Source organism: Trinickia sp., assembly GCF_036503415.1.
Taxonomy (GTDB): Bacteria; Pseudomonadota; Gammaproteobacteria; order Burkholderiales; family Burkholderiaceae; genus Trinickia.
In genome coordinates this window covers 13,019-39,557 of record NZ_DASXWY010000026.1, presented here as the reverse complement: position 1 = coordinate 39,557, position 26,539 = coordinate 13,019, and the positions used below count along the sequence as shown (strand labels likewise).

Genomic DNA, 26,539 nt, shown 5'->3' with positions numbered 1-26,539 from the left:
TCCCGCCGCCCTCCCGGGAATTGCGTCGGTTGTTAAACGAACGCCTACGGAATTGGGTCGCCGCTCTTGCTATGTCAGCACATATTCTTGATTCGAGCGAAGCGGGGCCGGCGGGGCCGTGGATATCGAACGCGAACAGGCAACGGTTCGAGCCTACGGAACTCCGTACTTCGCGGCGGCGAGTTCCTCTATTTGGACACGGTCGGAAAGCGTCGCCGACGATCCTCAACAGTTCTCAAATGGCCGCCGATAGTCAGATTTGTTGAATATGTGGTGTAGGTGCTTCTCTATAGTGGTGCAAATGCACTCGGTGTCAGGTCCGTGTTGCCGCTCCCCACGCGGCGCGAGATCGATTCATCGCATCTGCACGCGGTCGCGCGGCGTCGCACCGACACCTGTGCATCAACGAGGAGTTGCACGATGTTTCCGGCTCTCTATTTTCCGCTGGTCGCAGCGCAGGGAATGCGCTGCACGCCTGCGGCGTTTCTCGACAAAGTGCGCGAAGGCAGCTTGAATGCGGCGAGCGCGTACGCGAACCGCTGGGCGGACGACGATCCTCAGGATGCGGATCTGCCCTGGCTTTTGCAATTGCACGCGGACATGCTCAGCACGCTCGGCATTGGGGACGAAGCCGAGGAGCAATATCGACGTTCGCAAAAGCTGCTTCGCGCACCACGTCAGGCCATGCGCGCGACCTCTTGCCGAAACGCAGGCTGGCAGGCGCTCTTTCGGCACCGTCTCACGACGGCGCTGTCATGTTTTGCGCGCGTCATGGAGGAGACAGGAATCGATCCGCTGCAGGTGTTCGACGCCCGCTTCGGCATCATCTGCGCACTGCATCAGCTTGGCCACGCGCGCGATGCGCTGAATCTGCTCGAAGAACTCGGTGCCTTCGTCGAGTCGCTGCCCGAAAGCGACGGGCAACGGCTGCAGGATATCGTGACGACGCTGCGCTATGACCTGGCCGTGCAGCGAGAGCTGCGCGGTGCCGATCCGCTTGGGGATCACGTGTACTGGCATTCGGAAGCTGCCGAGGGCATGGCGGGCGCAGCCGATCCGAGCGAGGCGATTTCGGTGCGCGAGAGCGCCGCATTGCGCGTGAGCGCGCCGCTCTTGCGGCAGCGCATCGATTATCTGCGCGATGTCCGCGCGCTCGTGCGCGGCGAACGTGCGGCGATGGAGGGGATCACGCGGCACCTCCAGTGGGCCCAGCAGGCGGGGTTGCACGAGTATGTGCGCACCACACGCCTCGAGACCGTGCTGGCCGCGCTCGCATGCGGGGCGCCCCAGCTCGCGGAAACGCTGATCGAGCCGCTGCATCGTCTCGATCATGCAACGTCGACTGGTCACCGGCAGCTCGAATATCTCTACTGCGTCTCGAAGCTGCGGCAGGTTCAGGGTCGCGCACCGGAAGCGATGCAGTTCTACAGCCGGTACGCATTGTTGTCGATGCAATGTCTGCGCACCGATGCGCATGCGATCGCGCCGTTCGTCAGCCGCACGACGCGTCGCGCGCCGCAGCTCGACGACGTCGGGGCCCGGTTGCCGGCCAAGTATCGTCGCGCCTATCGATATATGCAGGAAAACCTCGACCGTGCCGATCTCTCGGTGCGCGAGCTCGCCATCGAAATCGGCGTGACCGAACGCGCGTTGCAAACGGCATTCAAGAACTTCCTCGGTTTGTCGCCGACGGAGCTGATCCGCCGACAGCGCATGGAGCGCATTCGCGCCGAGCTCGAGGATCCGTTCACGAGCGAGCGCAATATTCTCGGTGCCGCCAATAAATGGGGTGTGCAGAACCGCTCGACGCTCGTTTCGAGTTACCGAAAGCAATTCAACGAGGCGCCGTCGGAAACGCTCGAACGCTAGCGCATGTCATTCGCATAAGCAGACCTCGAGTCGTTTCCAATTGTTTCGCGTTTTGGCGATATCTTTCGCGCGCCGCAAGGAGCGGCGCGCTAGATTCGGGGATGATCCAGCATCGGCTCGTTGCCGTACTACGCAACCTCGATCGCTCCATCCATGATCATTCGCTCGAATATTTCAAGGATTCGCCATCAAGCACGGTCCGCGCGTGCCGACCGCTCGCCGCGCGGCACGCGGCGGATCTCGCTGGCCGCCTGGGGCGCCATGCAATGCGCCGCCTTTGCCTGCGCGATGAGCTTTTCGCCACGCGCGCGTGCGACCGACTGTTTCGATGCCGCGGCCGCTTATCAGCACGTCAATCCCATGGTGCTGCGCGCCATCGCCTGGCAGGAGTCGCACAACCGTGCCGATGCCACGCATGTCAATGCCAACGGTTCGGTCGATTACGGCGTCATGCAGATCAACACGATTCATCTGCCGACGCTCGCCCGTTACGGCATCGGGCGCGAGGCGCTGATGTCGCCATGCAAGAATATCTATATCGCAGCTTGGCAATTACGGCGGCAGATTTTGAAATACGGCAACACATGGGCGGCTGTCGGGGCGTATCACTCCGCCACGCCGGCACTGCGTGACCAATATGCGCGGCAAATATCGGGCATCTTGCGCCGCTGGGGCGTATTGTCTGAAAAGCGTGAAACGGAGTTGGCCGTGGATCGCGGCGCACCGCATTCCGTCGATTGATCGTGCACGACAAGTTGTGTGCACAACTAGTGTGGATGAAAGCCGTAACGGGTGATCGTCCGGCGTAGCCGGCGATTCTGCCACGCAGTCCCTCCGCTAAATCTCCCGCGAGAGCCTTGAGCTCAAGCGGGAGTATGCCCGGCATTCACCAACATCTGATTGATTGCCTCGACCTCGTGGGGCTGGAGATGCCTCCGGGCGGCGACCATCAGTCGGTTGACATCCTCGAGCGCACCTCTGTGCTCGTCGCCTTGCGCATGCTCCATCTCCTTGAGCATCGTTGCGCCCAGGCGCATATAGACCATGACTCGCGGATTCGTCATCGGTCCTGCCTGGTCGACGTTTGGCAACTCCTGGATATTCTGAGCGAGTTGGCTCATCAGGTTGGCACGTTCCAGGGGATCGGGGTGCATCGCCAAGTTGGCGTCCGCGCGTTCCCCGATCACCGCGAAGATCGGTTCCACCACCTGCATGAGCTGCGCGTCCATCTGCGGTGGTTCGGCATTGCCGAGTGCGACGAAATCGGCGTGAATGGCTTCGCGCATTGCTCGCGCCGCGCCGGGGGAGAGACCATTGATCAACCCGGACAGCTTCGTGAGCATTGCCCTCCGGACGCGGGGGTCTTCCTCTCGCGTGGACGCCTCGTACAGTCGCACGAATTCCTGTTCGAAACGCGGGCCGGTCGCATGCGCTCCAGCGTTATACATTTCCGTCAGTCCCTGGATCATATCGCCCGCAAGCGCGAGGCGCTGATCGTCATTCAGACCGCCGTGCTGAAACGCGCGCAGCGCATGATCGCTAACGATTGCGGCTGCATCTGGCGACAGGAAAAACCGGATCTGGGCGAGCCAGCCGAGCGTTGCCGTACGGGCTTGCAGCGGCAGCTTTTCCAGCCGGCCGATGATGCCCTGGACTTCGCGTGCATGCTGAATGTGGCGGGCCGAGTCTGGCACGTTCGGCAGAATGTGAGCGAGGCCAATCAACGATGCGGTCGCGTTCTCCGCGCTCATGCGACCGGTGCGCAGTTCGGCCGAAATCGCGTTGCGTGTCAGCATGTAGCCCGACACGAGATCGTCGTCATTGAGGGAAGCAGCGGCGTGCGGCAGTTGCACGACTATCGCACCGCAGTCGGTACGCCGATGAAGACCGGATGTCGTATCGCAAACCATCTGCAGCGCGGTGTGACGATCCTTCGAGGGATCGATAGCCGGGATGCGGGCAGTCAGTTCGGAAAGCGGGCTCACCTGATGCTCGGGTGGCAGCGCTACGACCGAGCCGAGTATTTCGTGGAAATCCGCGAGTGTCCGGACTGCGCGGGCTCGATTCGTCAGATTGGCGCTGGCGGCTTCGGAGGACGTCCCGCCAGGTACCGAGAACCCTGTTCGTGGGCCTCCTTCACCGCCCCGTGCTTTCTGGTGGGGAGCATCGGTGAACGCCGGATGGGTGGGCTGCGAGGTGGCACCGGTGCCAGGAGGAACGTCTCCTGCCGGCGGCGTTGCCGGCCCCGGAAGGCCGCGGGGATCCTCCGGAAGCCCCGGCTGCCAATTTCCGTTTCCCACACCTCGAAGGTTGTCCATTTCGTGCTCCGTTAGTCACTCGCGATACTAGAGCAGCGCGTAAAGCGTCGAAGCGACTTTGCGAAGCATCGGCGAGGAACACGAATTTTCAGGCCACCAGTCAGTGGTTTTCGATCTCCGCACAGATGGTTGCGTTTGCATCGATTTTCGAGGAAGTGTAGATTCGGACCGGCCTCGATTGCCAAACGCGTGTGGCCATCCCAAAAAAACGTAGGATCGAGCGGTCTGTCCGCGGCGACCTGACGAGAGCTTATGTATTGCAGCCCATGCACGTTTCCTAGAATGTCAGTGTGGCAAAGCGCCCAGCATCGAGAATGAGTAGTCAACTTTAAAGAGCGATGGCTGCACAGGCGCGGTGCGCGCCCGATCGCGGGCGCGACTGACGAACAGTGTGGAGGATCGATGACAAGATCCGTCGCGGCAATTTTTCGGATGGGTGGAAACCAATGATGAGCGGGATAAAGAAGCGCCGCGCCGTCGTAGTCACGTTCGGCGACAGGCAGCTCGACGGCCAGCCTGTAGAGGAGGGAATTCAAGCGTGGCAGCCTGGAACCACGCGGGAGTCAGCGCTTCTGACGGACCTTGGCTGTTACGAGGACCTGACCGTTCGCCGCCATCTCACGAGCAGTGCCATTCACAAAGCGGGGTTCGACTGGCTCTGCTATTGGTTGATTCAGCGGGTTGGAGAACGCGTAGGCGCGTTGGCGTGGTTCGATACCTATTCGCCGCCGGGTTGGGCCGAGCGCTTCAATCGCGATGCTTTTTTCGATACCGACCCACGCATCGATTTCGCATGCCGCTTCGATTGGCCGCTGGCATGGGATCTCCAGACGCTTTTCGGTCAACACACCAGCCGCGTGGGTGCGGCCGCGGCGAAACGCTTCGTCGCAGGTGCGGTTCAGGTCGGCGCACAGAGCGGCGTCACGTTCGGTCTTCAGACCGAACGTCCGTTCGAGCATGCCATCGTGACACTTTCCAGTGCACAGCCCGATCGCCGCTGGATCACGGATGCGACGATCGGCGAGGCGTATGCGATCGGCGTGTCGCTGCATTCGTTCATCGAGCCGCGCATCGACCAACTCTTGCCTGATTGGCAAATCTCCGTTCCGACCGACGTTCAGCGCAGCATGCTTCGCTGCGTCTCGCAGGGGCTGAGCAATCGCGAGATCGCCGAGCAAATGTCGATGTCGGTCCATACCGTCGCTTATCATTTACGCCAGCTCGAGAAGCGCTTCGATGCGCTCAACCGCGTCCAATTGGCCTACATTGCCGGGCGGATTCTCGACGATTGAACACGTCGCACAATTGCCATAATCAAATACCGGGCAGCGAGCCCGCGGATATCTACCACTGACTACGGGAATGCTGCCGCATCGTTCGATGCGCGGGGGGATGTGTCTGTCCGCTGCAACGATGAGGAGCACGAATGTCGTACCAAGACGTGGTGAGAGAGCCCGAGGGCTTTCTGGTACAAGATCGAGTTGACACGGCATTACTGGAGCGAGACGAACTTGAACCCGATGCCGGGTCCGCAGGTCCGGAACTTTGCTATGTCGACGAAGCGGAAATCGCGTCGATGATCCGAGGCGACGAACTCGGCCGGGAAACGGATATTGCCGTGGAGCTCGGTGCCGCACGCAACGCCGAGGAACGCGTGCGGCTCGTGCGTACGCTTTTACGCATGCTGGGCTATGGGGGGCTCGCTTATCTCGCTGTCAAAACGGACAAGCGTGGCCGCGTGCAGCGCGTCTATCTGTTGCGTAACTATCTGACAACGAATATCGCGACTCAATTACTCGAGGCCGGTTTTCTCGAGCGGGACAGCCACTTGCGGGCCGCACTCGTGAGCGACGTGCCCCACGTCTGGGATCTCAAGAGTCTCGTCACGACGTGGCGCAAAAACGGCGACTACGTGCGTTTCCAACCCATTGTCGACCAGATGCGGGAAAAGGGCGTTTGCAGCGGACTGACTTTCGGCGTGTCGATTTCCAACACGACGATCCGCTCGATCATCAGCTTCGCGTCGCCGCGCCACAACATGGCATGGATGACGGACAACGTGCTCGCGCAGTCGCTCGCACTCGGCTTGTCAGTGCATCAGCGTTGCTCCGCGTACATCAAAGCGATGGGAAGACGGGAAGCGGCAGGTCTATTGTCGCAGCTTCAGCAACGGATTCTGAGCCTGCTCGTGCTGGGCCTCTCCGATAAGGAGATCGCCAGTCGTCTCGATACGACGGCACATAACGTCGACTACCATTTGCGCCAGCTGCGCGACAAATACAAAGCGCTCAATCGCAGCCATCTTGCGTTCGTGGCGGCACAGACCCAGGGAGCGTGACGAAAATGATGCATAAGCGGTCCGCGCTTCGGTGGAGCGGCCGCTTTGCGCATTCGCGCGGCCGCCGCTGTTGCCGATAACGCACTGCGCGCTATACCCGCAATGAGTTGTGATCGGTGTGCGCCGCATTGGGGCGGTCGAGATGCTGCAGTGCTTGCTGGTAGAACGTGTCCAACTGCCGGAGGTCCTCGGCAACCGATCTCGGGTCAGCGCCAGGCGACTGGCGGATCTTCCCTTGCAAGATGAAGTATTGAAAATCGACACCCACCTTGGACGACCTATTGGGGAACACCTTATCCCAGGAATCGCCCACATCGCGCAGCCGCACGCGTTCTTTGCCTTGGCTGTCGGTAGCCCTGCCATCGGGGGAGACAGCGAACCGTGCGTTGCCGAATTGCGAGTTGGAGGGCTGTCTTGCGGCGCTCGGGCCCGACGGGACAGGATAGGGATAGGGATACGGCATGGGATAGGGAAAGCCCATACCCGCCATGCCGTATCCGTACGGCCCCCCCATTCCCGAGCACCACGGGTCCATGGTCGACGCCATCGCGGCTGGGCCCCAGATGCCCGGCATGTTCATCATGGGGTAGGGCATATACGGCATATAGGGAAGCGCCGCGCTGCCGTGCGGCGAACCGCTTGACGCCCGCTTGGTTTCGTTCCCGAGCGTCGACAGGTAGTCCATCCATTGGCGGAGGTCGCGGCGCATACCGAAGTACGTAAAAATCCCGGCAAGCGGGCCGAAAGAGCCAACTGCCAACGTAGCCGGAATAGCGAATGCCCTCTCCAGCGTTTTGTATTGTTGTGCCGTGAGCGTATCGCCTTGATATGGGCCGGTCCAAACCGCGCGGCCTCCGCCTGCGTACTGCCAGCCTCCGCGAGCGTTTGTGCCGCCGTCGGCCATATGCGTCGCATTTGCGAAGGGATCGTGCGCGTGTGAGCGTCCTGGCGGATGCAGCAAATCACGCAAGCCCCCGAGTAACGAACCGGATACAGGTTGGGCGCTGGGCTGCGGGCCGAAACGCTGGCCGGCGCCCGGCCCGGGAGCATGAGGCGAACCCCATCCCGGCTGTTGTGAGCCGACGCCGCCTGGCCATCCGTTGCCACCCTGAAAGTTGCCGGTGCGCATGAGGAACCTCCCGTCTATCGCCTGACATTTCACGTAGGCGATTGTCGGGCTCGATGGGGGTGCGGGGTGCACCTCAGGCGAACCTCACGTCGATCAAACGAACCTTCGACGATTGCGGCCGCCGGATCAGGCCGGATCGAGCGCTTCCAGCACCTGGAACGGCACATTCTCGACGATGATTTCGCGGTCGCCGGTCGCGCTGGTGCGCGTATTCAGCCGCGCGATCGCGTTCGGGCCGATGCTGCGGGAACGCGTGGTGCGCTCTCTGACCTTCAGCTCCACGAGCATCCACGAGCTGCGATCGCTCAGAATGCGTTCGTTGTCTGCCTCGATCCGCTTCCTGAGCGCAAGGTCCTCGCCCGCTTGAGAGAGCCGTGCGTCGTTCGCATCCAGCGCCTCGGCGGCGTGCTTGCGCAGCCGGTGCCGCAGCACATAGGTCAGGTGCGGGCTGCGATTGACGAGGACATCGGCAAGATGGGCGTTGATCCGCTGATTGGCGCGAGCGATTGCCTGCGCGGGCGGTTCGGCGGAATTTGCGCCGCCTGCGCGGGGATTCATGTTCTCGGAGGCGAGCAAGAGTTGCAGCAATTCCTTGCGCGAGTCCTGAAGCGCGCCGACATACGCCTGGACGTTCGAGTACTCGATGTCGACAAGGCATGCGCGGTGAACGAGTCGTTCTTCTTCGCGAACGAGTTGCAGCTTCGCCGACGTATTGCGCTGGTCGAGCTTCCTTGTCCTGACCAGCGTATCGATCGAGAAAAGGCCGATGCTTTCGTGCCCTGTTGCCGACAACGGATGGGCGAAGCCGGGCGCGACGCCCTGGCGTTCCTGCCAGAACGAGCCGGTGCTGACACGATGGTGCTCCACTCGCAGCGAGCCGCTTCGCTCTACCGAATCGCTCGTTTGCCGCGAGGTTTGCCGGCCGATTCCGGCCGACGGTCCACCTCGCAGCGTGAGGTCGCCGGGGTCGTTTGGGCCGTCGACGCCCACTTCGTAGAACTCGACGGTAGCTGTGACGTCGACGGTCACGCCGCGCCGTTTCGTGTCGCTCACGCCATCGGTCCAACTGATCGATATATCGGGATCGTTCCAATAGCGTTCGGCGAGACGGTTCCAGAGGCCATTCGGCCCGCCGCCAGGCGCAGCTCCGGCCTCGCTGAAAAGAAAGTCGTTGATCTCGGCGAGCTTGGCGCGCATGGCTTGGTCGTCATAGCCCGAGCCGTCCGGTTTGATTCGTCTCGCGACGCGGATCGACACGCCGCGTGGCCGGCTGATTTCATGGGCATGCAGCGTCGCGTTCGTCACGAGCCCGGCGCGCAGGGATGTCAGGCCGACGTCGATGTCGTATCCGACCAGCAGACCCGCGCCGACATGACGGTCGGTGCCGTCGGCCCTGCCGATGAACAACTCGACGCCGTGCGTCGAGCGGCTCACCTCGACGATCGCTTCACGCGTGCGCGACGCCCGCAGGTCGAGGCGTGGCGACACGGGTATCCCGACTCCGCCGAAAAACAACTTCGTGGTCCCGTTCAGGCCGCGCGTACTGACACCCTGATGGCCGCCATCACTCAGACGCAACCGCTGTCCGGACTGCAAACCCATGATGACCTCGGTCAACGTCGAGCGGACGGAGGCGATATCGCGTGCTCCGGCGGCCGGAGATGGATTCTCGAGCGCGAGCAGATCCTGCACTTCGAGCCAGAACGGGTCGTCGTCGGGCACGTGCGCTACCTTTCCCCACGCCGCGAGCCGTATGACGTCGAAAGGCTGTTTCGCCAGACGGCTGAACGGTTTCGTTTTTGCCAACTGATCGCCGGACATTTTTTGCCACGATGCCGTCGCTTCGAAAAGACGTTCGAGCTTGCGATGCGCGGTTCCTTCTTTCGTGAGCATGCCGCGTGAAGTAGCGAGCGATTGGCCAATATCGTGCGCGCGCTTCGCGATGTCGACCAGCGCGGCCGGATCGGGGTGTCCGCCCGGAAAGGCACCGCGATCGAGCCATACCTGCAGTGCGGCGAGCTCGACCACCGAGCTTCGAGTGCGGGCGTGCGCGAGCAGGCTCCGTGATGGTTGGATCCTGGCGATCAACCGCGAGAGTGCCGCACGCGTTTTCTCCCGGATCGACGCGTCGCGGTGTTCGACATAGAGTTGCCGCGCAGCCCGCGCGCCGGCGTTGCGCGATGCGCGCGAATGCGTCAGGACCGCGGAGGGTTCGACGGCCGCGCTATCCTTCATCTGTGCGAGCGTTTCGCTCGTTTTCCGCTTGAGCGCTGCCTGTTCGCGTTCGATCGTCTGGCGCGGCACGCCCCGCGTGCCGAATTCGAGTGCCGACAGCGGTGAGGTATGCGTGCCGAACAGCATGCGCGGAAGCAGTGTCTTCCAGCGGTTTTCTTCCACGCGCGGAATCGTCTTGGTCACGAACTTGTGCAGTCGCTCGCGCGCTTGCGAAAACTCGCTGTGCCGTCCGTCTTCGCAAAAACCTTGCCGCCAGGCCAGCAACGCGCCACATTGGTCCGGGGTAAGGGAATCGGGCCCGTGTTCCAGCACCGCGCGTGCGGCATCGAAGGCTCGCTTGGCGAGCGCGGTGGGGCCCGGTTCTTCGGTGTCGAGCGGCGCCGCCGTATTGCGGGCGCTGACCGCGCCCGGGGAGTAGTCCCGCCACGATACGCCGCGTATATCGCCAGGGGCATGGTCGAGGGCCTGCGCGCTTTCGAGGAGGGTTCTGACCGCGAAGCGATGCGTTCGATCTCTGAATGGCGTGCCGGCGGCCGTGCGAATGTGCTCGATCATCGAGAATCCGAGGCTCGAGCGTGAGAGCTGTCGCACGACATGCCACGCGCGCCGCTCTTCGTCATTAGCGGCTGTGCGCCGGTGCGGGGCATCGAAATCGAGCGCGGCGATGTGCTGCAGCATCCGTTCGGCAAACCATACGTCCCGCGCGCCGGCCGCTCGTACGGCGCAGGCAAACAGGTGCGTCCGAGCCTGCGCGACCGGCGAAGCGCCATCGAGCGATGCAATGCCGGAGAGCCGCGCGGCAAAGCGATCAAGCTCGTCCTCATGCGAGGGCGAAACCGTGAGTTCGGCGGCGAGGGAGTCGCGCACACCGCGGGCAAAGCGGAGCGCATCGGATCCGTCCGGTGTTTGCGCCTCCGGTGGGGTCGCGAAGCCGAGGCTGTCCGAAGACTCGGCCGAGATAGTTCGGGCGATCGCGGATTTCGCAAGCGTCTTCGCCCCGTCCGGCTCTTTTCTATGCGAACGCGAGGGCAGCGGCGGCAGGCGATCCGCATGATCCTGCTCCCGGTCGTGGCGGGTAAAGTGCCACGGGCTCCACGTGCGGCCGGAGCGGCTGCGATGAAAGAGCGCGCTGCTCACATCGGTTGTGCGCGCGCGCTCGACCTGTCGGAAGCTGTCGAACGCGTGCTTCAGCCGCGCGAGCGGCCCGTTCGGTTGCGCGGCGGCGGACGGAGACGCGCTGCCGGCAACCCCGCGCGGTTCCGTTTGTTCATTCGCATTCGATTGGGACGGCGAGAAGCAGTGAACTCGGCGGTGATTCGCCATGGCAATGCGCGAGAGTTGATCCGCATTGCACTATGTCGTTCCGATGTGACAGCACCTGTCATGCGGATGCGCGCCACGCGAAGTATTGCGCTGGAACACGAAGCGCCCTTAACGCAGGTGGTCGAGCGTGCCGTTGCGCAACACCCCGCGTTATGCCGTAGTTTCCTCTTCGGAGGCGAGCCACCGCGTGGCTGGCGTCGCAGGTGGTACAGCGGCGGAGCGCGTCATCACGTACAGATAGCTGTCGCCCACGACTACACCGATGTTCGGCCGGGATTCATAGTTCGTGAGCTTGGCCTCCAGCACGAAACCGAGGCGTTCCATGGCGCTTTGCGCGGGACCGTCTGTCGCGCAGCATGCGTAGAGTCGATAGATCGCGGGCTGCGCAAGCAGCCACTTGATCAATTTGCGCAGAACCTGGAGGCCGGCGCGGCGCTTTCGGCTGCCGCCCTGGCGGCTGATGATGACACCGATTTCGGCGCGCGGCGGGCGCGGTTCGAGTTGAATCAGTGCGGTCAGATTGCCGGTGGCCTTGTCGACGAGCAACCAGCGGAGCAATGAGCCGCTTTCCCAGCCAAGGCGCGATTCTTCGATGTACGCGAGCGTATCGTCGAGCGTCGTGTGCCGGGGAAACGGGAGATAGCGCATCGTTTCCGCGTCGCTGAGCATTTCATCGAACAAGGCCTGGGCGTCCTCGGGAGCAGGCGGCCGCAACAAAATTTCATCCGATTCGATCAACTGCGGGGGGCGGAACGGCATCATATGGCGACTCCTACGGCATTCCGGTCAATTCTGCGGTGTCGAGCCTTCTCGGACGGGGCGAGTGCGAAGCAAAGCGCAGTGGGGCGAAACGAATGCGCGTGTCCGGCAATCGGGCCGTACGCGTCGAGAGTTCGGGTCGCGGGTCAATGCTTCGCGGTGGGCCTTCTGGCGGCCGGCTCGCGGTTATAAAGTGCATCACTAAGCGGTGGCGCGTGGCCACGCCTCACTTCATGGGAGATGCAGATCATGGCAAACCAGAGCACATTCAGCGTCACCAGTGGCGGGCAGGTATCGCACGTCACCCCTGATTCCGGTGCGAGCCGTAGTTCCGACGCAAATCAGTCGACCAACCCGGCGCCGTCCCGGATGAGCGGTGGCGGGGCGCTCGAGCTGCTTCCCGCACGAAGGACGGGCAAGCTTGGCAGCGAGGCCACGCATACCGTGTTGACAGGCGAAGTCGTACCGCCCGCCCGTTTCAGCGCATCGCGCACTGCTTTCGCCGAGCCTCCCATGCTTCCGGTTCTCCGGATTCCCACTCACGCGCTCGGGCTGGACAGGCTGAATCGCGCGGTTGAGCCAAGGGTGCTTGCGCCCTATCGGATCATCGAAGGTAGCGGCGGCGATTACGAGCATCACGCAGATCGCCCTTCGACCGAGCGGCCGCGCCCAGACCTCGCCAAGGACATGGACGAATTCGTCCGAGCGGGCGAGCAAAACATGGACGACCAATTGAAAGTAGCCGGCATGCGGCGTGACATGGAACTCACTGGCGCGAAAGCCGCCTTCATCACCCGGATGGGTGAAATGATCCGGGAAGCGGCGAAGGGCTAACCTGCGACAAGCAGGGTGCGGCCTTGAAGGCGGCGAAATCGCCTTCCAGGCCGATCTGCCGGGCCGACGAATTGCATGAGCAACCGGCCCATGGAAAACACTAAGCCCGCAACCAGACGTACTCCCCCGCCACGATTCCTTCGAACATCTCATCCGTCGATTCGATGATGTTCTGCCGCCAATAGCGGCCGTGCTCCGCATAGTGTGCGAGCAGGTCGGCCAACACACCGCCGTTTACATCGGGTGTCATCGGCAGCCGCAAAATCAACACGATGCCCCCCGTGTCCGTATCGAGCCCCAGCTGTGCCTGATCCTGCGCGTAAATGAGCAGATTGGCCTCGAGCATCAGCCGGAACACGACGAGCGTCCGGCCGGCCGTCACCGTGCCGTAATGGAAATTCGCGTAGATCGCCTCCAGATCGTTCTCGAAATATTCGAGCCGTACATCGAAACCTTCGACTTCGATCGAGCGCGTGCGAAGCACATGCTCCGCGTCGGGCAAGCCGACGGTGTAGCAAAGGTCTCGAACCAGTTGCGCGTATCGTTCGGAGCTGGACATAGAGTGCGTTGAGCGCGTCCGCAGCGCGCCGGCGGGCGCTCGCGACTGGAAGGGACGGCGGCGAGAAGGAACGGCAAGACGGAAACCCGGTACGCGGACAAGCCGCGCACCGGTGAATTACATGCCCTGAGCAAAGCGATCAGGTAGGGCGGGCGGCGTCCTTCACGTTGCTGCCCATACCCTTGGCCATGCTCGCCACCGCAGACGTCAGCGACTGGCTCAGGTTCATGAGCGCCGTGGCCTTGGTGGCCATGTTCGACGCCGCGGTGATGCCTGCCATCGACGCAACGGCGTCGGCAGACTGACCCATAGCTGCTCCGGCTACCATAGTCTTACCTCCTTTAACAAGTGATATGAATTGCCGCCCCGGCTGCGCGCGATCGGGATCGCCGCCACCGCGAGCAAGCCTCTATCCGTGTGCGCTGGCAAGGCGCACCCGGGAGTGGCCGCGACAGCCTCAAGCCGCGCCACGTTTTTCCTGCAAGTGCGCCACGATCCTGCTCGCCGCCAGCATGCCGCGATACAGCTGCGCCAGTTGGTTGCGCTCCATTTCGTTCGCTCCCGTCGCCTTGCCGATATTCGCAGCGGTCGCTTCCAGCGCGACACGGAAGCCTTCGATGCGCGCCGAGCTTTCCGGCGACGGATCCGCGAGGATTCGCTGAAATTCATTGAAGTCGGTCGCACAGGCTTCGATTGGCTCGTACATTTCGTCACTCCCCAAAAAAGTCATCTCGGCAACGGCAGATAGGTGGGCTTCGGTGCGGGCATCTGCGCGGGCCGTCCTGCGGGCATGCCGCCGCCCGGCGGATGCAGCGCCGCGGTGTTCGCAGCCGGCGCGGCAGGCGGCACCGATGCGCCGACGCCCGAAGCGCCCGGCCTGGCCGCGGCAACGGAACCCGACGCTGCCGCCGGCGGCGCTGCTACGGCACTCGGCGCACTGCTGGCACTCGATGCCGCAACCGTTGCACCGGACGCGCCGCCCGCGGCCGCAACCGGTGCGGATGCCCCTGTCGCGTCCGATGCGCCGGCTATCGCCGCCGAGGCGCCCTCGGCGCCTTCGGCCTGGACGGCCGATGCATCGTCTTCGCCCGGCACGACGAATATGTGTTTCACGCCGTCGGGCGTTTGCGCGTAACGAACGCTGTCCGAGTTCATGAGCTCCGAAAAAACCTCGGGCGCCGGCATGCTGTCTTCGGACTGCGTGACCTGCACACGCAATTGCTTGATGTTCGGACTCAAGTCATGACGCATCCTCGTGAGGCGCGCATCGACATCGCGTGGATTGGGCACCGCGCCTTCGATATCGAAAACACCGTGTCCCGAGTACTTCACTTGCAAGCCCGGCGTATTGAGCGACTCCTCGAGATTGCGCACATCGATCTGCGCCACGTCGTACTGCCGCACGATGGCATTGGGCGACAGGCGGGCGAGCAGGTTGCGTGCAGCGATGTCGTCATCGGACGTCGGCACGATGCCGGTCACGATGACGCGTGAACCTTGTACGCGCGCATGCAGCTCTCGCATATGCGCCGCCACCAGCTCTTCATTCACTCGCTGCGCGAGGTCGGCCGGATCGTGCGAAGCCGCGCGGCTGACGGCCATCGTAATCAGCACCGACCCGATTACGATGATCGCGCCAAGCATGGAGCAGCCGAGCACGATACCCACCAGCTTGCGCCGCCCCGACGACTCGCCGGTGCGGCGCGCGCCTTCTTCGGGCTTGCTCAACAGTGTCGACAGGAGCTCGAGATCGCTTGGCCAAACGACATCGTCCGGACCGATGCAAAGTACCGTATCGTCGAACTGCATCGGAACGAACTCGACGAGCAAAACCGTCCCCGGGTCGATTGGCGGATCGCCCGCGTGCACGGCCTCGCCAACAGGTGCTGCCGCCTGGCCGTCCATGGACGAGTCGACGTCGTCCGTCACGCCTTCGTGCAGCACCGGCTCCAAAACCATGCGCCGCGCGGTGACCAGACCCGTGCTGTCGATCGTGAGCTGCACATCCATGCCGCGCCAATCCGAAATTCGGATATCGGCATCGTCGTCCGCTCCCACGCGGTACGAGCCCTCGCTCAGGCGCAGTTCGGCGCCCGCGTGCATGCCAGTCAGAATACGCAGCAGTTTCGTCATTTGGCGGACCGTGATGTCGCTGGTCGACGCGCACCAATGTTGCGCAGACCGTCTGCCGTACTCTATCCGGATTGGGTGGGTACGCGAGGGGGCATGCGAAGCGGACTGCGACTATGCGAATTTGTGCGCATGCGGATCCGACGCTTCTCAGCGCTTCGATTGCCGAGCGAGCGCTGCGTTACGCAGCGTCGTGACCCTATTCTTCGATTGGCTCCTTCTCGAGGGAATGTCTACGACATCGTGCTGCATCGCAATGAGCGGCAGCAGCGCATGAAAGTTTTCGAGCTTGGTCAACTCGCGGCGGCTGGCCGGCACGGTGGCCGCATCCGAAGCAGCGCGTGTGGAATCAGCGGGGGCGCGTTTTGCCGCAAGTTCGCCAACCAGGGCCTTCAGCTTTTCGCGCCAGGTCGACATGCCCTGCGGTTGGAGCGGGCCGATTTGCTCCTTCGTATAAAGGAGGTCGAGCAACATGTCGAAATATTCGACGTCGAGCCGGTAGTTGGGATCGGCGGCCAGCTTGTCGCGCTGCGAGAGGAGAGCGGCGATCCACGCGTCGGGGACCTGCTCCGGTTTGACGTTGCCGAGGCCCGATTGCGCCGTGAGACGGGCCATCAACGCGCCGGGTGTCGGATCGCGCACGGGCCGGATGTTCTGCGGCTTGATCTCGACCTTCGGTGCCGGATCGCCCGAGCGCGAGCTACCGCCATGCTCGTCGTGATGCGATTGTCCGCCCGAGCCGCCGCCGCCTTCGCCGGCACCGCCGCCGGCCTCCGCGCGTCGGTGCTCGCCGTGCCCGCCGTCGAGGAATTCGCCGTCGAAGTCGTCGTCGCCGCCGCCCGGCATGCCGCGGCGTTGACGGCGTGCCGCGATACGCCGCTTGAGCGCCGCGAGCCTCGCCGCGATCTTCGCGAGCTGGCGGGCCATGAGCGAGCCGCGATCGGTCTGGAGCGGAGTCGGGTGGCCGTAATAAAAGCGGGTGCCGTGATACTCCACGACGCTGCCCAAGCCGCCCGGCGAATGGCCGGTGGGCGTACTGTCTTCGGCCGCGGTGGGTCTGAACGATGTCGAATCGACAGGAGAACCGGGGACACGCGTCATTGCGGGACAGCCGTTCGCATCACTTCATTGGCGAAATGCAGCAGCGCCGCGGAGGAAAAAGGCGCCATGATGACGAGCGCAATCGTCACGGCGATCAGTTTGACCGCGTGCGAAAGCGTCTGGTCCTGCATCGACGTGATGGCCTGGATGAAGGACACGCCGAGGCCGACGACCGCGGCGACGATCACGATCGGCAACGAGACGTAGAGGCATAACAGCATGCCCTGCGTTGTCATTCGAACCAGCGTATCGATTTCCATACTTGGGATTCCGGAGGAATGGCCGAGCGCAAGCTATCGGTAGGTCATCACGAGGCCGTGCACGAGCGTGGACCATCCGTCCATGACGACAAAAAGCAGCAGCTTGAACGGAATGGCGATATTGGTCGGCGTCACTTGATTGAGCCCCATCGCAAGCAACACGTTCGCGATGATGAGATCGATGACGATAAATGCAATATAGAGCAGGAAACCGATCTTGAAAGCATCCGTGAGTTCGGTCAGCGTGAAAGCCGGCGCGAGCACGATGAGGTCCGTTTCCTTCAGCTCGCTTGCCATTTGCTTCGGCCATACCACGCTCGCGGAGCGCATGAAAAAGCGCTTTTCGCGCTCGTTCGCGTGCTTGTTGAGAAAGGTCCGAAACGGCTCGCGCGCGGCGCCGAACAGCTGGATGACCGCTTGCGTCGGTTGCGGCGAAATCGACTGGCTTTGCAGCGTCTGCAGCGCGTTCATTCCCACCGGAGCCATGACGTAGAGCGACACCAGGATCGCTATGCCGTTCAGCACCATGTTCGGCGGCACCTGCTGCACACCGAATGCATTGCGCAACAAGCCGAAGACGACGACGATCTTGGCATAGGAAGTCACGACCATCGCAACGAACGGCACCAGGCTGATCGCGACGATGACGAGCAGCAGCCCCGTCAGGTCACTGAATTGAACCATCGCCGTGTGCCATTCTCAGAATCCGTACGCCAAGATGATCGCCGACCGTGACGAGCTCGCCGAAGCCGATTGTCTGACCGTGCGCGACGAGTTTGAGCTGCGCGTCCGCCACCGGCGTTTGCAACTCGAGCACGTAGCCTGGACGAAGTGCGCATAGCTGCGAGAGCGGCAGCGCGATCGTATCGACTTCGAATTGCACTGGCAGATCCAGGTCGCCGATGTCGATCGGATCGTCCGGTGGATCGCTCGAGAGCGTCTCGCCCAAACGGGTCGGATCCAGCTCATCGGTCATGGTCGGCTCCTTCATGACGAAAAGTTTTAGCCCGTCGATCATCACCGGGACGTGCAGCCGGACAAGTCCGGGCGTGCCCCAGGCGGCAATGGCCGTTGCCTTGGCCTCGTGAGCCGCACCGCTGACGAGCGAAGAAAGGGAACTGGCCAGCGAGCGCAACAACACGTCGCCGGGCGCAAGAGCATGCAGTGTTTGAACGGGCAGGCGCCGGGCACCCAGTACGAGCCGTCCGGGTACGCGATGGTCCGCGTACGGCGCGGGCCTGTCGCTCGGTGAGCCGGCCGGTGAAATGCCGGGCCACGTCGATGCCATTCGCTGCGCCGAACGCAGCGTCTCCAGCACGTCGAGCAGTGGCGTATCGACGCATATTTCAGCGGTATGCGTTCGCCCCTCGATCGTGAACGACAGAACGACCGGCGCGGCATCGTTCGGGCGGGTGGGGGTGGACGCGGCATGCAGCACGCGAACGACGCGTACTTCACCGAGCCCGACCGCCGCCAGGCGCTTGAGCAACGGCTCGAGCAGCACGCCAGCGACGGCGACACGCAACGCGCGCTCGGCGTCGAGCGGCGATGCCGCATCGTCTCGCGACCAGGCGGCGATCTGAAGGGACGGGTAGGCGGCGAGATCGACCGTGACACGCGCGGTACCGCGCGAATGAGCGAGCTCGATCACCCCCGGGTCCTCGAATGCAGGGCGCCCGGCTCCCATGTCGTCGGCGAGCCCCGCTTCCCATGCTTCGATTTCCGGAAGGCGTCGCAGGACAGACATGGTGCGCAAATCGCAAACGACCCTGGCGGTGCGGGCCACGAGCGGCGCGACGGCGGGCAATGCGAGCGCCCCAACCGGTACGTCCGATACAACGTCGACCGGCGAACGAGCGCGCTCATCGTCGGCGGGAGCGTCGATCCCACGGCTTTGCGCAGGACCGACGCCTGGCATTTCAGCGATCGGAAAGCCCATACGTTGGTTTCACCGGTCGGATGGATGTTCGGTTGTGCAACACGCGGCCTACCAGACCGTCAACTCGATGTCGCGCGCGGCGCCCCATGCCCGCAGCAGTGCGTCCAGCTCACGCTGGAGGAGCGAACTGTGGTCCAAGAGTAACTGCCGGGATCGTGCACTTTGGGTATCGAAACGAAGCGAAAGATGGAAAGGCGAAAGTGAGAGGTACAAAACAGTATCCGGAACGATTTTTGAATCGAGCGGCAACTGTACGTTCCAATTCCCGTTCGAGGTGATCGAAGGATCCGCACAAAATGCGGCGACCTCGTTAGCCAACGTCGCCGCCAACTGAATAAACTGGCCCTGTGTCCGATACATCGCATCGACGACGGGTAGCGTGGTCCGCGCAATCCGTTCGGACAGATCCGGTGTGCTGCCTGACCTGCTTTGGCCGGACACGGGCGCTTGTGTCTCGGACTCGTTCGCGTCGTCCCCCAAAGCCTCGCGAAATCCCGACAGACGATCCTCGGCCGCGGCGTCCGAGTGCGAGCCGGACGCATCTTCGTCGGCGCGCGCCTCGACGTGGCCCGGTTTCGCGCGCACGCGGCGTGCGAGCGCCGCGTAATCGAAGCGATGCGAGCCGCCGCTGCGCGCCGTACGCTCGCGTGCGTCGAGTTCGGCAGCGATGATGCGCAGGGGGCGGGGTTCGATGATAGGCATCGCGCAGGACATGCTCTGGTTCAGACGGTCACGCGGCCAAGCGGTTTCAACTCCACGTGATCGCCCAGTTCCTGAAACGAATAAACCGCAAGCCAGCCGAGCCGCGCCTCGATCATCCTGCGCACGTAACGGCGAATATCCATCGAAGTGACGAGGGCGACGCCTTCGCGCGGTATTTCGCCGACGAACGACTGGATCTTGTCGATCAGATAGTTGACCTCGTCCGGGGGCAGCGCAAGGAAGTTACCGGTCGGCGTTTGCTTGATGGCTTGGCGGATATGCTGCTCGACCGGCAGATCGAGCAACACGGCAGGAAGCTGCTTGCCGCCCCCCGCGGCCCGATGCGCGAGCATGCGGGCCAGGTCGCCGCGCACGTATTCGGTGAGCATCAACATATCCTTTTCCTTGGCGCCCCATACGATCAGGCTTTCCAGAATGCTTCGCATGCTCCGAATCGAAATCTGCTCTTCAAGCAGACGCCGCAACACGTCGGCGATACGCTGCGGGGGCAGGACCTTCTGAACTTCGGCAACGAGCCCCGGATATTCGGCGTTTTGCTGCTCGAGAATCCATTGCACTTCCTGAATGCCGAGAAAGAGCGAGGCGTGCCGGCGCAGCATGATGATCGACGCATGCGCAATGACATGCTCCGCGCGCCATGACGCGATTTTTTGCGGCACCGATTTCTCGTCGGCCCAGTAGCTGGGACCGGGGCCGCCGTCCAGTCCGCCGCGTTTTTCGCAGCGATCGAGCAACTGAGCGATATCCGGTGTGGCAAGAAGCGCCGCGTCACGCGTGACCGATTCGGCGATCATGACTTTGCCGGCCGGCAGTTCGATCTTGCAGTAGGGCACGTCATGCATCAGCAGCTCGCAGGTCGAGCCTGGTAGCGCACTGCTCGTCCACATCGTGATACCAGGAAACGGCAAGCCGAGAAACTCCTGTAGCTCCTCCCGTTCCGTGTCGAACGACTTTTCGAGCGCTGAAGTCGAGAGTCTCGGCACGAGATCGGGTGAAATTCTGACGCCGAGCGGGCAGGCGAACTGCGGCGGACGCGTCAGAATCGCCGGCACGTCGACTTTTGCGCCGGCACGCTGCATCGCGGTGACCGGTTCGCTGCTGTGCGATGCCGCCGACGGCTCATTCTTGCTGAGGCGATAGCCGCAAAAGGCGAGCGTTGCGGAAAGCAAGAGAAAAAGCGCGGTCGGAAAGCCCGGCACGGCGGCGAAACCGACGAGAAGAAGCGCCGCGAAGTAAAGCGCGCGCGAGCTTGCCGACAATTGTTTGCCGATTTCGTTGCCGAGCGACTGCGGCTTGGCATCGCGGTCGTCGGACACGCGCGTGATCATGACGCCCGCGGCGACGGAGAGCAGCAGCGACGGAATCTGCGAAACCATCGCATCGCCAATGGACAGAATCGAGAAGCGGTTAGCGGCTTCACCGGCCGTCATGCCATGATAGGCGACGCCGATCGCAATGCCAGCCACGATATTGACCATCGTGATGATGAGGCCGGCGATCGCGTCGCCCTTCACGAATTTCATGGCGCCGTCCATGCCGCCATGCAACTGACTTTCCACGGCGAGCGTCGCGCGTTTGCGGCGCGCTTCCTCAGGCGTGAGCAGATTGGCGCGCAGGTCGGCATCGATACTCATCTGCTTGCCGGGCAGTGCATCGAGCGTGAACCGGGCACCCACTTCCGCGACACGTTCGGAGCCTTTGGCAATCACGATGAACTGCACGGTCGTGATGATCAGAAAGACGACGAGCCCAACCACGAGATTGCCGCCGACGACGAGCTCCCCGAAACTATCGATGATGTGCCCGGCGTTGGCATGCAGCAAGATCGACTTCGTCGACGCGATATTGAGCGACAGCCGGTAAAGCGTGGTGAAAAGCAGGAGGGAAGGGAAAACCGACAGCGACACGACGTTCGGCACGTACATCGTGACCATCAGTAGCGTAACGCTGATGGTGATGTTGAGCGCGAGCAGGACGTCGATCACTGCCGGAGGCAGCGGCAAGATCATCAGTGAGATGATCGCGACCACCAACAGCGCGATGCCGATTTCGCCGCTCGCCGGAGTCTTGAACGCTTTCAGCATTTCGACCATCCCCTGGTAACGCGAATCAGTGACATGAAGCGTTGAATTCCGTTGCGATGCTCATCGAGCCCGGCGCCATGCCGGTCAATGAAGGGCCGATGCGGGATTGGCGCCGGAAGGCCGCCCGCCCTTCGCGCCGATCGAATCGACCCAACGCAGGATGGTGGCGACGGTCTCGAAGAGTTCTTCGGGAATCGGCTCGTCGAGCCCGACTTTATAGAGGGCTCGCGCAACCGGCGGGTTGCCGATGATCGGCACATTTGCTTCCTGGGCAAAAAGGCGCAGTTGCGCCGCGGATTCGTCCATGCCCTTGGCGGTCACCAGGGGCAGCGGGTGTTCGTCGGGCGCGTAACGGATAGCGACGGCGTAATGGGTCGGATTGACGATCAACGCGTTGGCGAGACCGACGCGCTGTTGCGGGGCGGCATTCATGACGAGCTCGCGCGCGAGCCGCTTGCGCTCGCTCTTTATCCGCGGATCGCCCTCCTGGTCCTTGTGCTCGCGTTTGACCTCGTCCTTCGACATGCGCATCTTGCGCATGAACATGATGTTTTGCAGCTTGACGTCGGCGGCGCCGATGATGATGAACACCAGTGCGGCGACGCCGAAAAGCTTGACCAGCAGGCCCCAGAACATGACCGAGAGCTGCGGCAGCGGCTGATAGAGCGATCCTACGATAAGCGGTAGCATCCGCGTGATCGTGAACCACATCACGCATCCGATCACGACCGCCTTGAGAATCATCTTGGCGAGCTCGATCAGCGAGCGCCAGGTGAAGATGCGCTTGAGCCCCTCGACCACATTGAGGCGGTTCGGGTCCGGCACGACCGGCTTCGTCGCGATCTCGAAGCCGACTTGCGGCGCGAGTCCTGCGACGGCCCCGATACCGGCAAAGACGACGCATGGCCCGACGATCGTCACGAACCGTGTTCCGATCGACAGGAGGCTGGCATACAGCTCGGTCAGCGCGCGATCGCCTCGCATGAAGTTCAGGGCCGCATCGACGATGGCACGACAGGCGCCCGCGAACGCGCCCGCGCCGAACACCAGTACGCCGAGCACGGCGACCATCGTGACGGCCTCGACCAGATCGGTACTCTTCGACGTGTCGCCGTCCTTTCGGGCGTCGCGCAGCTTTTTGTCAGTTGGCTGCTCGGTTTTTTCTTCGCTCATCGCTGCAATCCGGCAAGAGGCCTCGTCCCGCCCATTCCGGCGGGAGCGCCGGAATCCGGGAATCCCTGAACTTCCGACGATATCGGAGCGCCCGCCAGACCGTACGCGCGATGCGAAGCAAGCGACGCACGCGCGAAGCGACCCGCTCATTTCCTACGAAAGTCTGAGAGACTTCGCGCACGATGTTCTTGCTTCGTGTCGGGCATGCAACCCGCTGTCGCGCTTGGATATCTTTCTCGGAGCGGACGTGCCTGAGCGACGCAATGATGGCGGCCGGGCGTCGTTTCTCTGTCGAATTCACATTGCAGGAGTTTCGCGCCATGAGCACTCCCTTGCCGACGTATCTGAACTGCAGTCAGGAAGTAGTCGGCGGTTTGATAGAAACCGTGACGGCGGCCCTGCTGAACAGCTTTCCGGTGATCGACGCGGATCCGGAAGATATCGAAATGACGCTGGACGCGCTCAAGGTGCTGCGGCCGAAGGTGGTCGAGCTGGAGACGTTTGCCGCGTTGTTGCAGATGCAGCGAGGCCACTGGGACGAGGCGATCCACATTTTCTCGCGCCTGGTGGCGAACGTACCGCAATTCGCTTACGCCAAGGCGCTGCTGGCATTTTGCCTGTCGTTCAAGGGCGACCCGAACTGGCGTCAGAGCGCGGCCGAAGCGATACGGGAGAATCCGGATCGCGAAACGCGCCAGCTCGTTCGCGCGTTGGCGGCACGCGACGACCTGCAGGATGCATTGCGTGCCCACAAGAACGGTGCGCCCTTCGAGGTGCCCCCATCGATCGCGACGCTGGCCGACGACATCGATGCCGATTCGACTCTGAGCGCGCCCGCTTCGCGGGAGGCGGCCGACCCGGCGCCCGTACCGGCCGGACACGCACAGGAGGAGGCTGTGCCTCAGCCAGGCTACCTGCGGATCTGAAAGCCTATTGGCGAAGGAGACATGTCATGAGCGTACCTGTTACCGCGAAGCAGATCCAAGAGGCGCTGCAAGCAGCCGTGCAGCCCGGTGCGTCCGATGCCGCGACGCAACAGCTCGGCGATAAATTCAAGTCGATGATGGATAAGCCGCACATGGCGCCGCCATCGGACGGGAATAACGGTGGCACGAGCATGATTGCGGCCATGGCCGCGCAGCAGGATGCGCAGTTGCAGCAGTCGGTCAACGACACAGTGACGATGATGAATCAGGCACCGAATATGTCGATGCAGGAAATGACCGCCGCGACGATGCGTGTGACGATGGAAATCGCGAGCACGCAGCTCGACATGGAGGCAAAGATGGGGATCGTGAATTCGTCCAAGTCGGCTGTCGAAACGCTGATGAAGAATCAATGAGCCATGCATGAAGCAATGATGGGCGCTCTCGTGTCACGGTCGCGCGCGTTCGCGGTGTTCGCCGTCCTCGTGGCGTGTCTCGCGCTCGCAGGTTGCAAGAAGGAGCTCTATGGCAATCTGAGCGAGCAAGACGTCAACGAAATGGTGGAGGCGTTGCTCGAGCAGAACGTCGACGCGGCGAAGACGACTGCCGACGATGGCAAGACCTGGGCGCTCGACGTGGACGAAGATCAGATCGTGCGTGCCATGCAGGTGTTGCGGGCCCGAGGCCTGCCGCACGCGAAGTACGACGACCTCGGTGCATTGTTCAAGAAGGATGGTCTGGTATCGACGCCGACCGAAGAGCGCGTGCGCTTCATTTACGGGCTGTCGCAGGAATTGTCGTCGACGCTGACGAAGATCGACGGGGTGATCGTCGCTCGCGTGCAGATCGTGCTGCCGAACAACGATCCGCTCGCGCAGCAGATGAAGCCGTCCTCCGCCGCGGTGTTCATCAAATACCGCCCCGATTCCGACGTGAGCTCCCTCGTGCCGCAGATCAAGACGCTCGTCATGCACAGCGTGGAAGGCTTGACGTACGACGCCGTCAGCGTGACGGCCGTGGCGGCCGACCCCGTCGAGCTGGCGAAGCGCCCGAAGACGGGTAGCGCGCCGACGGTGGTCCTGACCGCTGCGATCGTTTTCCTGGTTTGCGCGGCCGGACTTTACGTCTGGCTCAAGCGCGGCATGCCGGCGTCGTTCGACGTGCAAGCGTTTGCGGCGCGCATGCAGGCGAAGACCAAAGCGCTGATGGCGCGCTTGCGCCGGTCAAAACCGTCTTCGGCAGCTTGATGGAAACCGCAACGGCGTTCCCCTTCGCCCGCGCTGCGGCGGCGCTTGCCGCATACGAGCGCAATGCGCGGGACGCCGCGCGCTGGGCCCACGCGAGCTGGTTCGGCTCGGCGCTGCGTATCGAGGCGCGTGCGCTCGATCTGCTGCGCCAGGCGATCGAATCCGCGGGGCGTAAAGAGGTCGACTTGTGCTCGCGGGCGCTGTTGCGCGCCGCGGGCGTGACGCAACCGGGATTCGGGGTCTTGCGCGCAAGCGGACCGGCGTTGCTCGACTGCTTGCCGGCGCGGCTGGGTCTGCAAGTGCTTCGTATGCGTGCGGTACGGCTGCGACGTGCCGAGGCTCGGCGGCTCATCGAGAAGCGCAGCCGGATGCAATTGTCCGAGTGGCTGGGAATACCGCTCGACCAGGTCATGAATCAAGGGGGCTCGACGAGCGGCAATGCGCCCGACATCGCCCGGCTCATCGAGCGCGGCCAGATGCCGGCGCTCGACAGGCTCGATGCGCAAGCGTTGAGTTTCGAGGGCTACGCGCTCGTGATTCGCGACTTGCGCAGCGTTGCGCCGCCATTTCCGCTGCTGCGACTCGCGTTACCCAAGACCCTGCCAGATACGGGCTGGATGCGAGAGGGGGCGGCGCAGGTCGATCCGAACGGTACTGCCGAACTCTTCGCGATGCTTCCCAAATTGCTTCCGGAGTGGGCATGGTTATTTGGCTGAGATCGGATCGGAGGGGGTTGGAGCCGGACGCTTCGCGCGTGGGGGTGCACGGCGACGTCGTCCCGCGCGATGCGTTCGGCGCCCTCATGCAAATCGACGAGGCATACGCGCAGCTTGCCGCGGATCGCGAGGCAATACTGGCCGAAGCGGGGCTCGAAGCCGAGGGTATTCTTGCGGCGGCCCGCGAGGAAGCGCAGGCGCTCGTGGCTGAAGCGCGGCGCGAATTCGAAACTGCCGCCGAACATGGTTATCGCGACGGCGAACGGCGCGCCGTCAGCGAGTGGATGGAGCGGCTCGCGCTATCGCATGCCGATGAGCGCCGCCTGCAGGCCAAGATGCGCGAGCGCCTCGCGCAGATCGTGACTGTTGCCGTCGAGCAGATCGTCAGCGTTCAGGAATCCCGCAGCCTTTTTGAAAAGGCGTTGAGCGCCGTCGATCGTATCGTCGAAGGGGCCACGTATCTGCGCGTCAGCGTGAGCCCGACGGATTACGAGGTTGCCAATAGCGCATTCGAGCGCCTGGCTGCGCGCTGGCGCGAGCTGGGGCGGCCCTTTCCGTTGTCTGTCGTTGCCGACAAGCGGTTGCCGCCCGGCTCCTGTCTGTGCGAGTCCGATTTCGGCGCCGTCGATGCGAGTCTCGCGACCCAGCTCCGTGCGATGCGCTCGGCGGTCTCGCGTGCGCTGAAGCAATCGGTCAACGAGATGCAACGCGAGGGTTCATGGAGCGCGCCCGGTGCCCCGCGCGAGCGCGAAGAGGCGCTCGACGAATTGGGCGAGTTCGAGCGATGCGAAACCGGCGATGAACTCGATGACGACGACGAAACAGTGGCGAGACACGATGCAGGCCATGCCGACCACGAGCGCGGCCGCTGAGCGT

At 63.1% G+C, this 26,539-nt stretch carries 25 protein-coding genes; 10 read left to right on the top strand and 15 right to left on the bottom strand.

Annotated elements, in window-relative coordinates:
* The first annotated feature begins 420 nt into the window (after nt 1-420).
* Both VGL01_RS03695 and VGL01_RS03690 read left to right on the top strand, forming a co-directional pair.
* Complete coding sequence (locus tag VGL01_RS03695; protein ID WP_331567189.1) at nt 421-1,869, top strand: helix-turn-helix transcriptional regulator; 1,449 nt, start codon at nt 421-423, stop codon at nt 1,867-1,869.
* A gap of 261 nt (nt 1,870-2,130) precedes the next feature.
* The gene (locus VGL01_RS03690) at nt 2,131-2,610 is read left to right on the top strand and encodes a lytic transglycosylase domain-containing protein (protein ID WP_331567255.1); all 480 of its coding nucleotides are present in this window, start codon (nt 2,131-2,133) and stop codon (nt 2,608-2,610) included.
* Nucleotides 2,611-2,732: 122 nt separating this feature from the next.
* Here the strand turns inward: VGL01_RS03690 and VGL01_RS03685 are convergent, their stop codons facing one another.
* Entirely contained in the window at nt 2,733-4,187 is a 1,455-nt protein-coding gene (locus VGL01_RS03685) for a hypothetical protein (RefSeq protein ID WP_331567187.1), read from the bottom strand.
* Between the two features lie 446 nt (nt 4,188-4,633).
* On the opposite strand from VGL01_RS03685, the gene VGL01_RS03680 reads away from it, so the two are divergent.
* Both VGL01_RS03680 and VGL01_RS03675 read left to right on the top strand, forming a co-directional pair.
* On the top strand, nt 4,634-5,479 hold the full coding sequence (locus tag VGL01_RS03680; protein WP_331567185.1) for a helix-turn-helix transcriptional regulator: 846 nt from the start codon (nt 4,634-4,636) through the stop codon (nt 5,477-5,479).
* Between the two features lie 134 nt (nt 5,480-5,613).
* On the top strand, nt 5,614-6,525 hold the full coding sequence (locus VGL01_RS03675; RefSeq protein WP_331567183.1) for a helix-turn-helix transcriptional regulator: 912 nt from the start codon (nt 5,614-5,616) through the stop codon (nt 6,523-6,525).
* A gap of 91 nt (nt 6,526-6,616) precedes the next feature.
* On the opposite strand, the gene VGL01_RS03670 is transcribed toward VGL01_RS03675, so the two are convergent.
* The 3 genes from VGL01_RS03670 to VGL01_RS03660 all read right to left on the bottom strand — a co-directional run bounded on the left by VGL01_RS03670 (nt 6,617) and on the right by VGL01_RS03660 (nt 11,974).
* On the bottom strand, nt 6,617-7,654 hold the full coding sequence (locus VGL01_RS03670; RefSeq protein ID WP_331567181.1) for a hypothetical protein: 1,038 nt from the start codon (nt 7,652-7,654) through the stop codon (nt 6,617-6,619).
* Nucleotides 7,655-7,780: 126 nt separating this feature from the next.
* A complete protein-coding gene (locus VGL01_RS03665; RefSeq protein ID WP_331567179.1) occupies nt 7,781-11,212 on the bottom strand; it encodes an autotransporter in 3,432 nt (1,143 codons plus the stop codon).
* 150 nt (nt 11,213-11,362) lie between these two features.
* Nucleotides 11,363-11,974, bottom strand: a complete 612-nt coding sequence (locus tag VGL01_RS03660; RefSeq protein WP_331567177.1) for a GNAT family N-acetyltransferase — start codon at nt 11,972-11,974, stop codon at nt 11,363-11,365.
* Nucleotides 11,975-12,220: 246 nt separating this feature from the next.
* Between VGL01_RS03660 and VGL01_RS03655 the strand changes: the two genes are divergently transcribed.
* The gene (locus tag VGL01_RS03655) at nt 12,221-12,805 is read left to right on the top strand and encodes a hypothetical protein (protein ID WP_331567175.1); all 585 of its coding nucleotides are present in this window, start codon (nt 12,221-12,223) and stop codon (nt 12,803-12,805) included.
* 100 nt (nt 12,806-12,905) lie between these two features.
* On the opposite strand, the gene VGL01_RS03650 is transcribed toward VGL01_RS03655, so the two are convergent.
* From VGL01_RS03650 to sctU, 11 genes are all read right to left on the bottom strand, one after another.
* Nucleotides 12,906-13,364, bottom strand: a complete 459-nt coding sequence (locus VGL01_RS03650) for a CesT family type III secretion system chaperone (RefSeq protein WP_331567173.1) — start codon at nt 13,362-13,364, stop codon at nt 12,906-12,908.
* Between the two features lie 139 nt (nt 13,365-13,503).
* A complete protein-coding gene (locus VGL01_RS03645) occupies nt 13,504-13,674 on the bottom strand; it encodes a hypothetical protein (RefSeq protein ID WP_331567171.1) in 171 nt (56 codons plus the stop codon).
* 147 nt (nt 13,675-13,821) lie between these two features.
* Entirely contained in the window at nt 13,822-14,070 is a 249-nt protein-coding gene (locus VGL01_RS03640) for a type III secretion protein (protein ID WP_331567169.1), read from the bottom strand.
* Nucleotides 14,071-14,090: 20 nt separating this feature from the next.
* On the bottom strand, nt 14,091-15,497 hold the full coding sequence (locus VGL01_RS03635) for a secretion protein (protein ID WP_331567167.1): 1,407 nt from the start codon (nt 15,495-15,497) through the stop codon (nt 14,091-14,093).
* 147 nt (nt 15,498-15,644) lie between these two features.
* Nucleotides 15,645-16,595, bottom strand: a complete 951-nt coding sequence (locus VGL01_RS03630; protein WP_331567165.1) for a hypothetical protein — start codon at nt 16,593-16,595, stop codon at nt 15,645-15,647.
* Nucleotides 16,592-16,855 (bottom strand): type III secretion system export apparatus subunit SctS, encoded by a 264-nt coding sequence (sctS, locus tag VGL01_RS03625; RefSeq protein ID WP_331567163.1) that lies wholly within the window; start codon nt 16,853-16,855, stop codon nt 16,592-16,594. Before sctS ends, VGL01_RS03630 begins: the two co-directional genes overlap by 4 nt.
* Nucleotides 16,856-16,888: 33 nt before the next feature.
* Complete coding sequence (gene sctR, locus VGL01_RS03620) at nt 16,889-17,539, bottom strand: type III secretion system export apparatus subunit SctR (protein WP_331567161.1); 651 nt, start codon at nt 17,537-17,539, stop codon at nt 16,889-16,891.
* Nucleotides 17,523-18,773, bottom strand: coding sequence for a type III secretion system cytoplasmic ring protein SctQ (sctQ, locus tag VGL01_RS03615; RefSeq protein ID WP_331567159.1), 1,251 nt, complete (start codon nt 18,771-18,773; stop codon nt 17,523-17,525). The genes sctR and sctQ overlap by 17 nt, the downstream gene beginning before the upstream one ends.
* 69 nt (nt 18,774-18,842) lie before the next feature.
* A complete protein-coding gene (gene sctP, locus VGL01_RS03610) occupies nt 18,843-19,496 on the bottom strand; it encodes a type III secretion system protein SctP (RefSeq protein WP_331567157.1) in 654 nt (217 codons plus the stop codon).
* Between the two features lie 20 nt (nt 19,497-19,516).
* The gene (gene sctV / locus VGL01_RS03605) at nt 19,517-21,601 is read right to left on the bottom strand and encodes a type III secretion system export apparatus subunit SctV (RefSeq protein ID WP_331567155.1); all 2,085 of its coding nucleotides are present in this window, start codon (nt 21,599-21,601) and stop codon (nt 19,517-19,519) included.
* 84 nt (nt 21,602-21,685) lie between these two features.
* Nucleotides 21,686-22,774 (bottom strand): type III secretion system export apparatus subunit SctU, encoded by a 1,089-nt coding sequence (gene sctU, locus VGL01_RS03600; protein ID WP_331567153.1) that lies wholly within the window; start codon nt 22,772-22,774, stop codon nt 21,686-21,688.
* Nucleotides 22,775-23,094: 320 nt separating this feature from the next.
* On the opposite strand from sctU, the gene VGL01_RS03595 reads away from it, so the two are divergent.
* The 5 genes from VGL01_RS03595 to sctL are packed head-to-tail and all read left to right on the top strand — an operon-like array spanning nt 23,095 to nt 26,535.
* Entirely contained in the window at nt 23,095-23,700 is a 606-nt protein-coding gene (locus VGL01_RS03595; protein WP_331567151.1) for an HrpB1 family type III secretion system apparatus protein, read from the top strand.
* 26 nt (nt 23,701-23,726) lie between these two features.
* Nucleotides 23,727-24,116 carry a type III secretion protein HrpB2 gene (locus tag VGL01_RS03590; protein ID WP_331567149.1) on the top strand — a complete coding sequence of 130 codons (390 nt, stop codon included), beginning with the start codon at nt 23,727-23,729 and terminating at the stop codon, nt 24,114-24,116.
* A gap of 3 nt (nt 24,117-24,119) precedes the next feature.
* Nucleotides 24,120-24,947, top strand: coding sequence for a type III secretion system inner membrane ring lipoprotein SctJ (gene sctJ, locus VGL01_RS03585; protein WP_414720163.1), 828 nt, complete (start codon nt 24,120-24,122; stop codon nt 24,945-24,947).
* Nucleotides 24,947-25,663, top strand: a complete 717-nt coding sequence (locus tag VGL01_RS03580; RefSeq protein ID WP_331567147.1) for a type III secretion protein HrpB4 — start codon at nt 24,947-24,949, stop codon at nt 25,661-25,663. Before sctJ ends, VGL01_RS03580 begins: the two co-directional genes overlap by 1 nt.
* Nucleotides 25,648-26,535, top strand: a complete 888-nt coding sequence (gene sctL / locus VGL01_RS03575) for a type III secretion system stator protein SctL (protein WP_331567145.1) — start codon at nt 25,648-25,650, stop codon at nt 26,533-26,535. Before VGL01_RS03580 ends, sctL begins: the two co-directional genes overlap by 16 nt.
* Nucleotides 26,536-26,539: the final 4 nt, after the last annotated feature.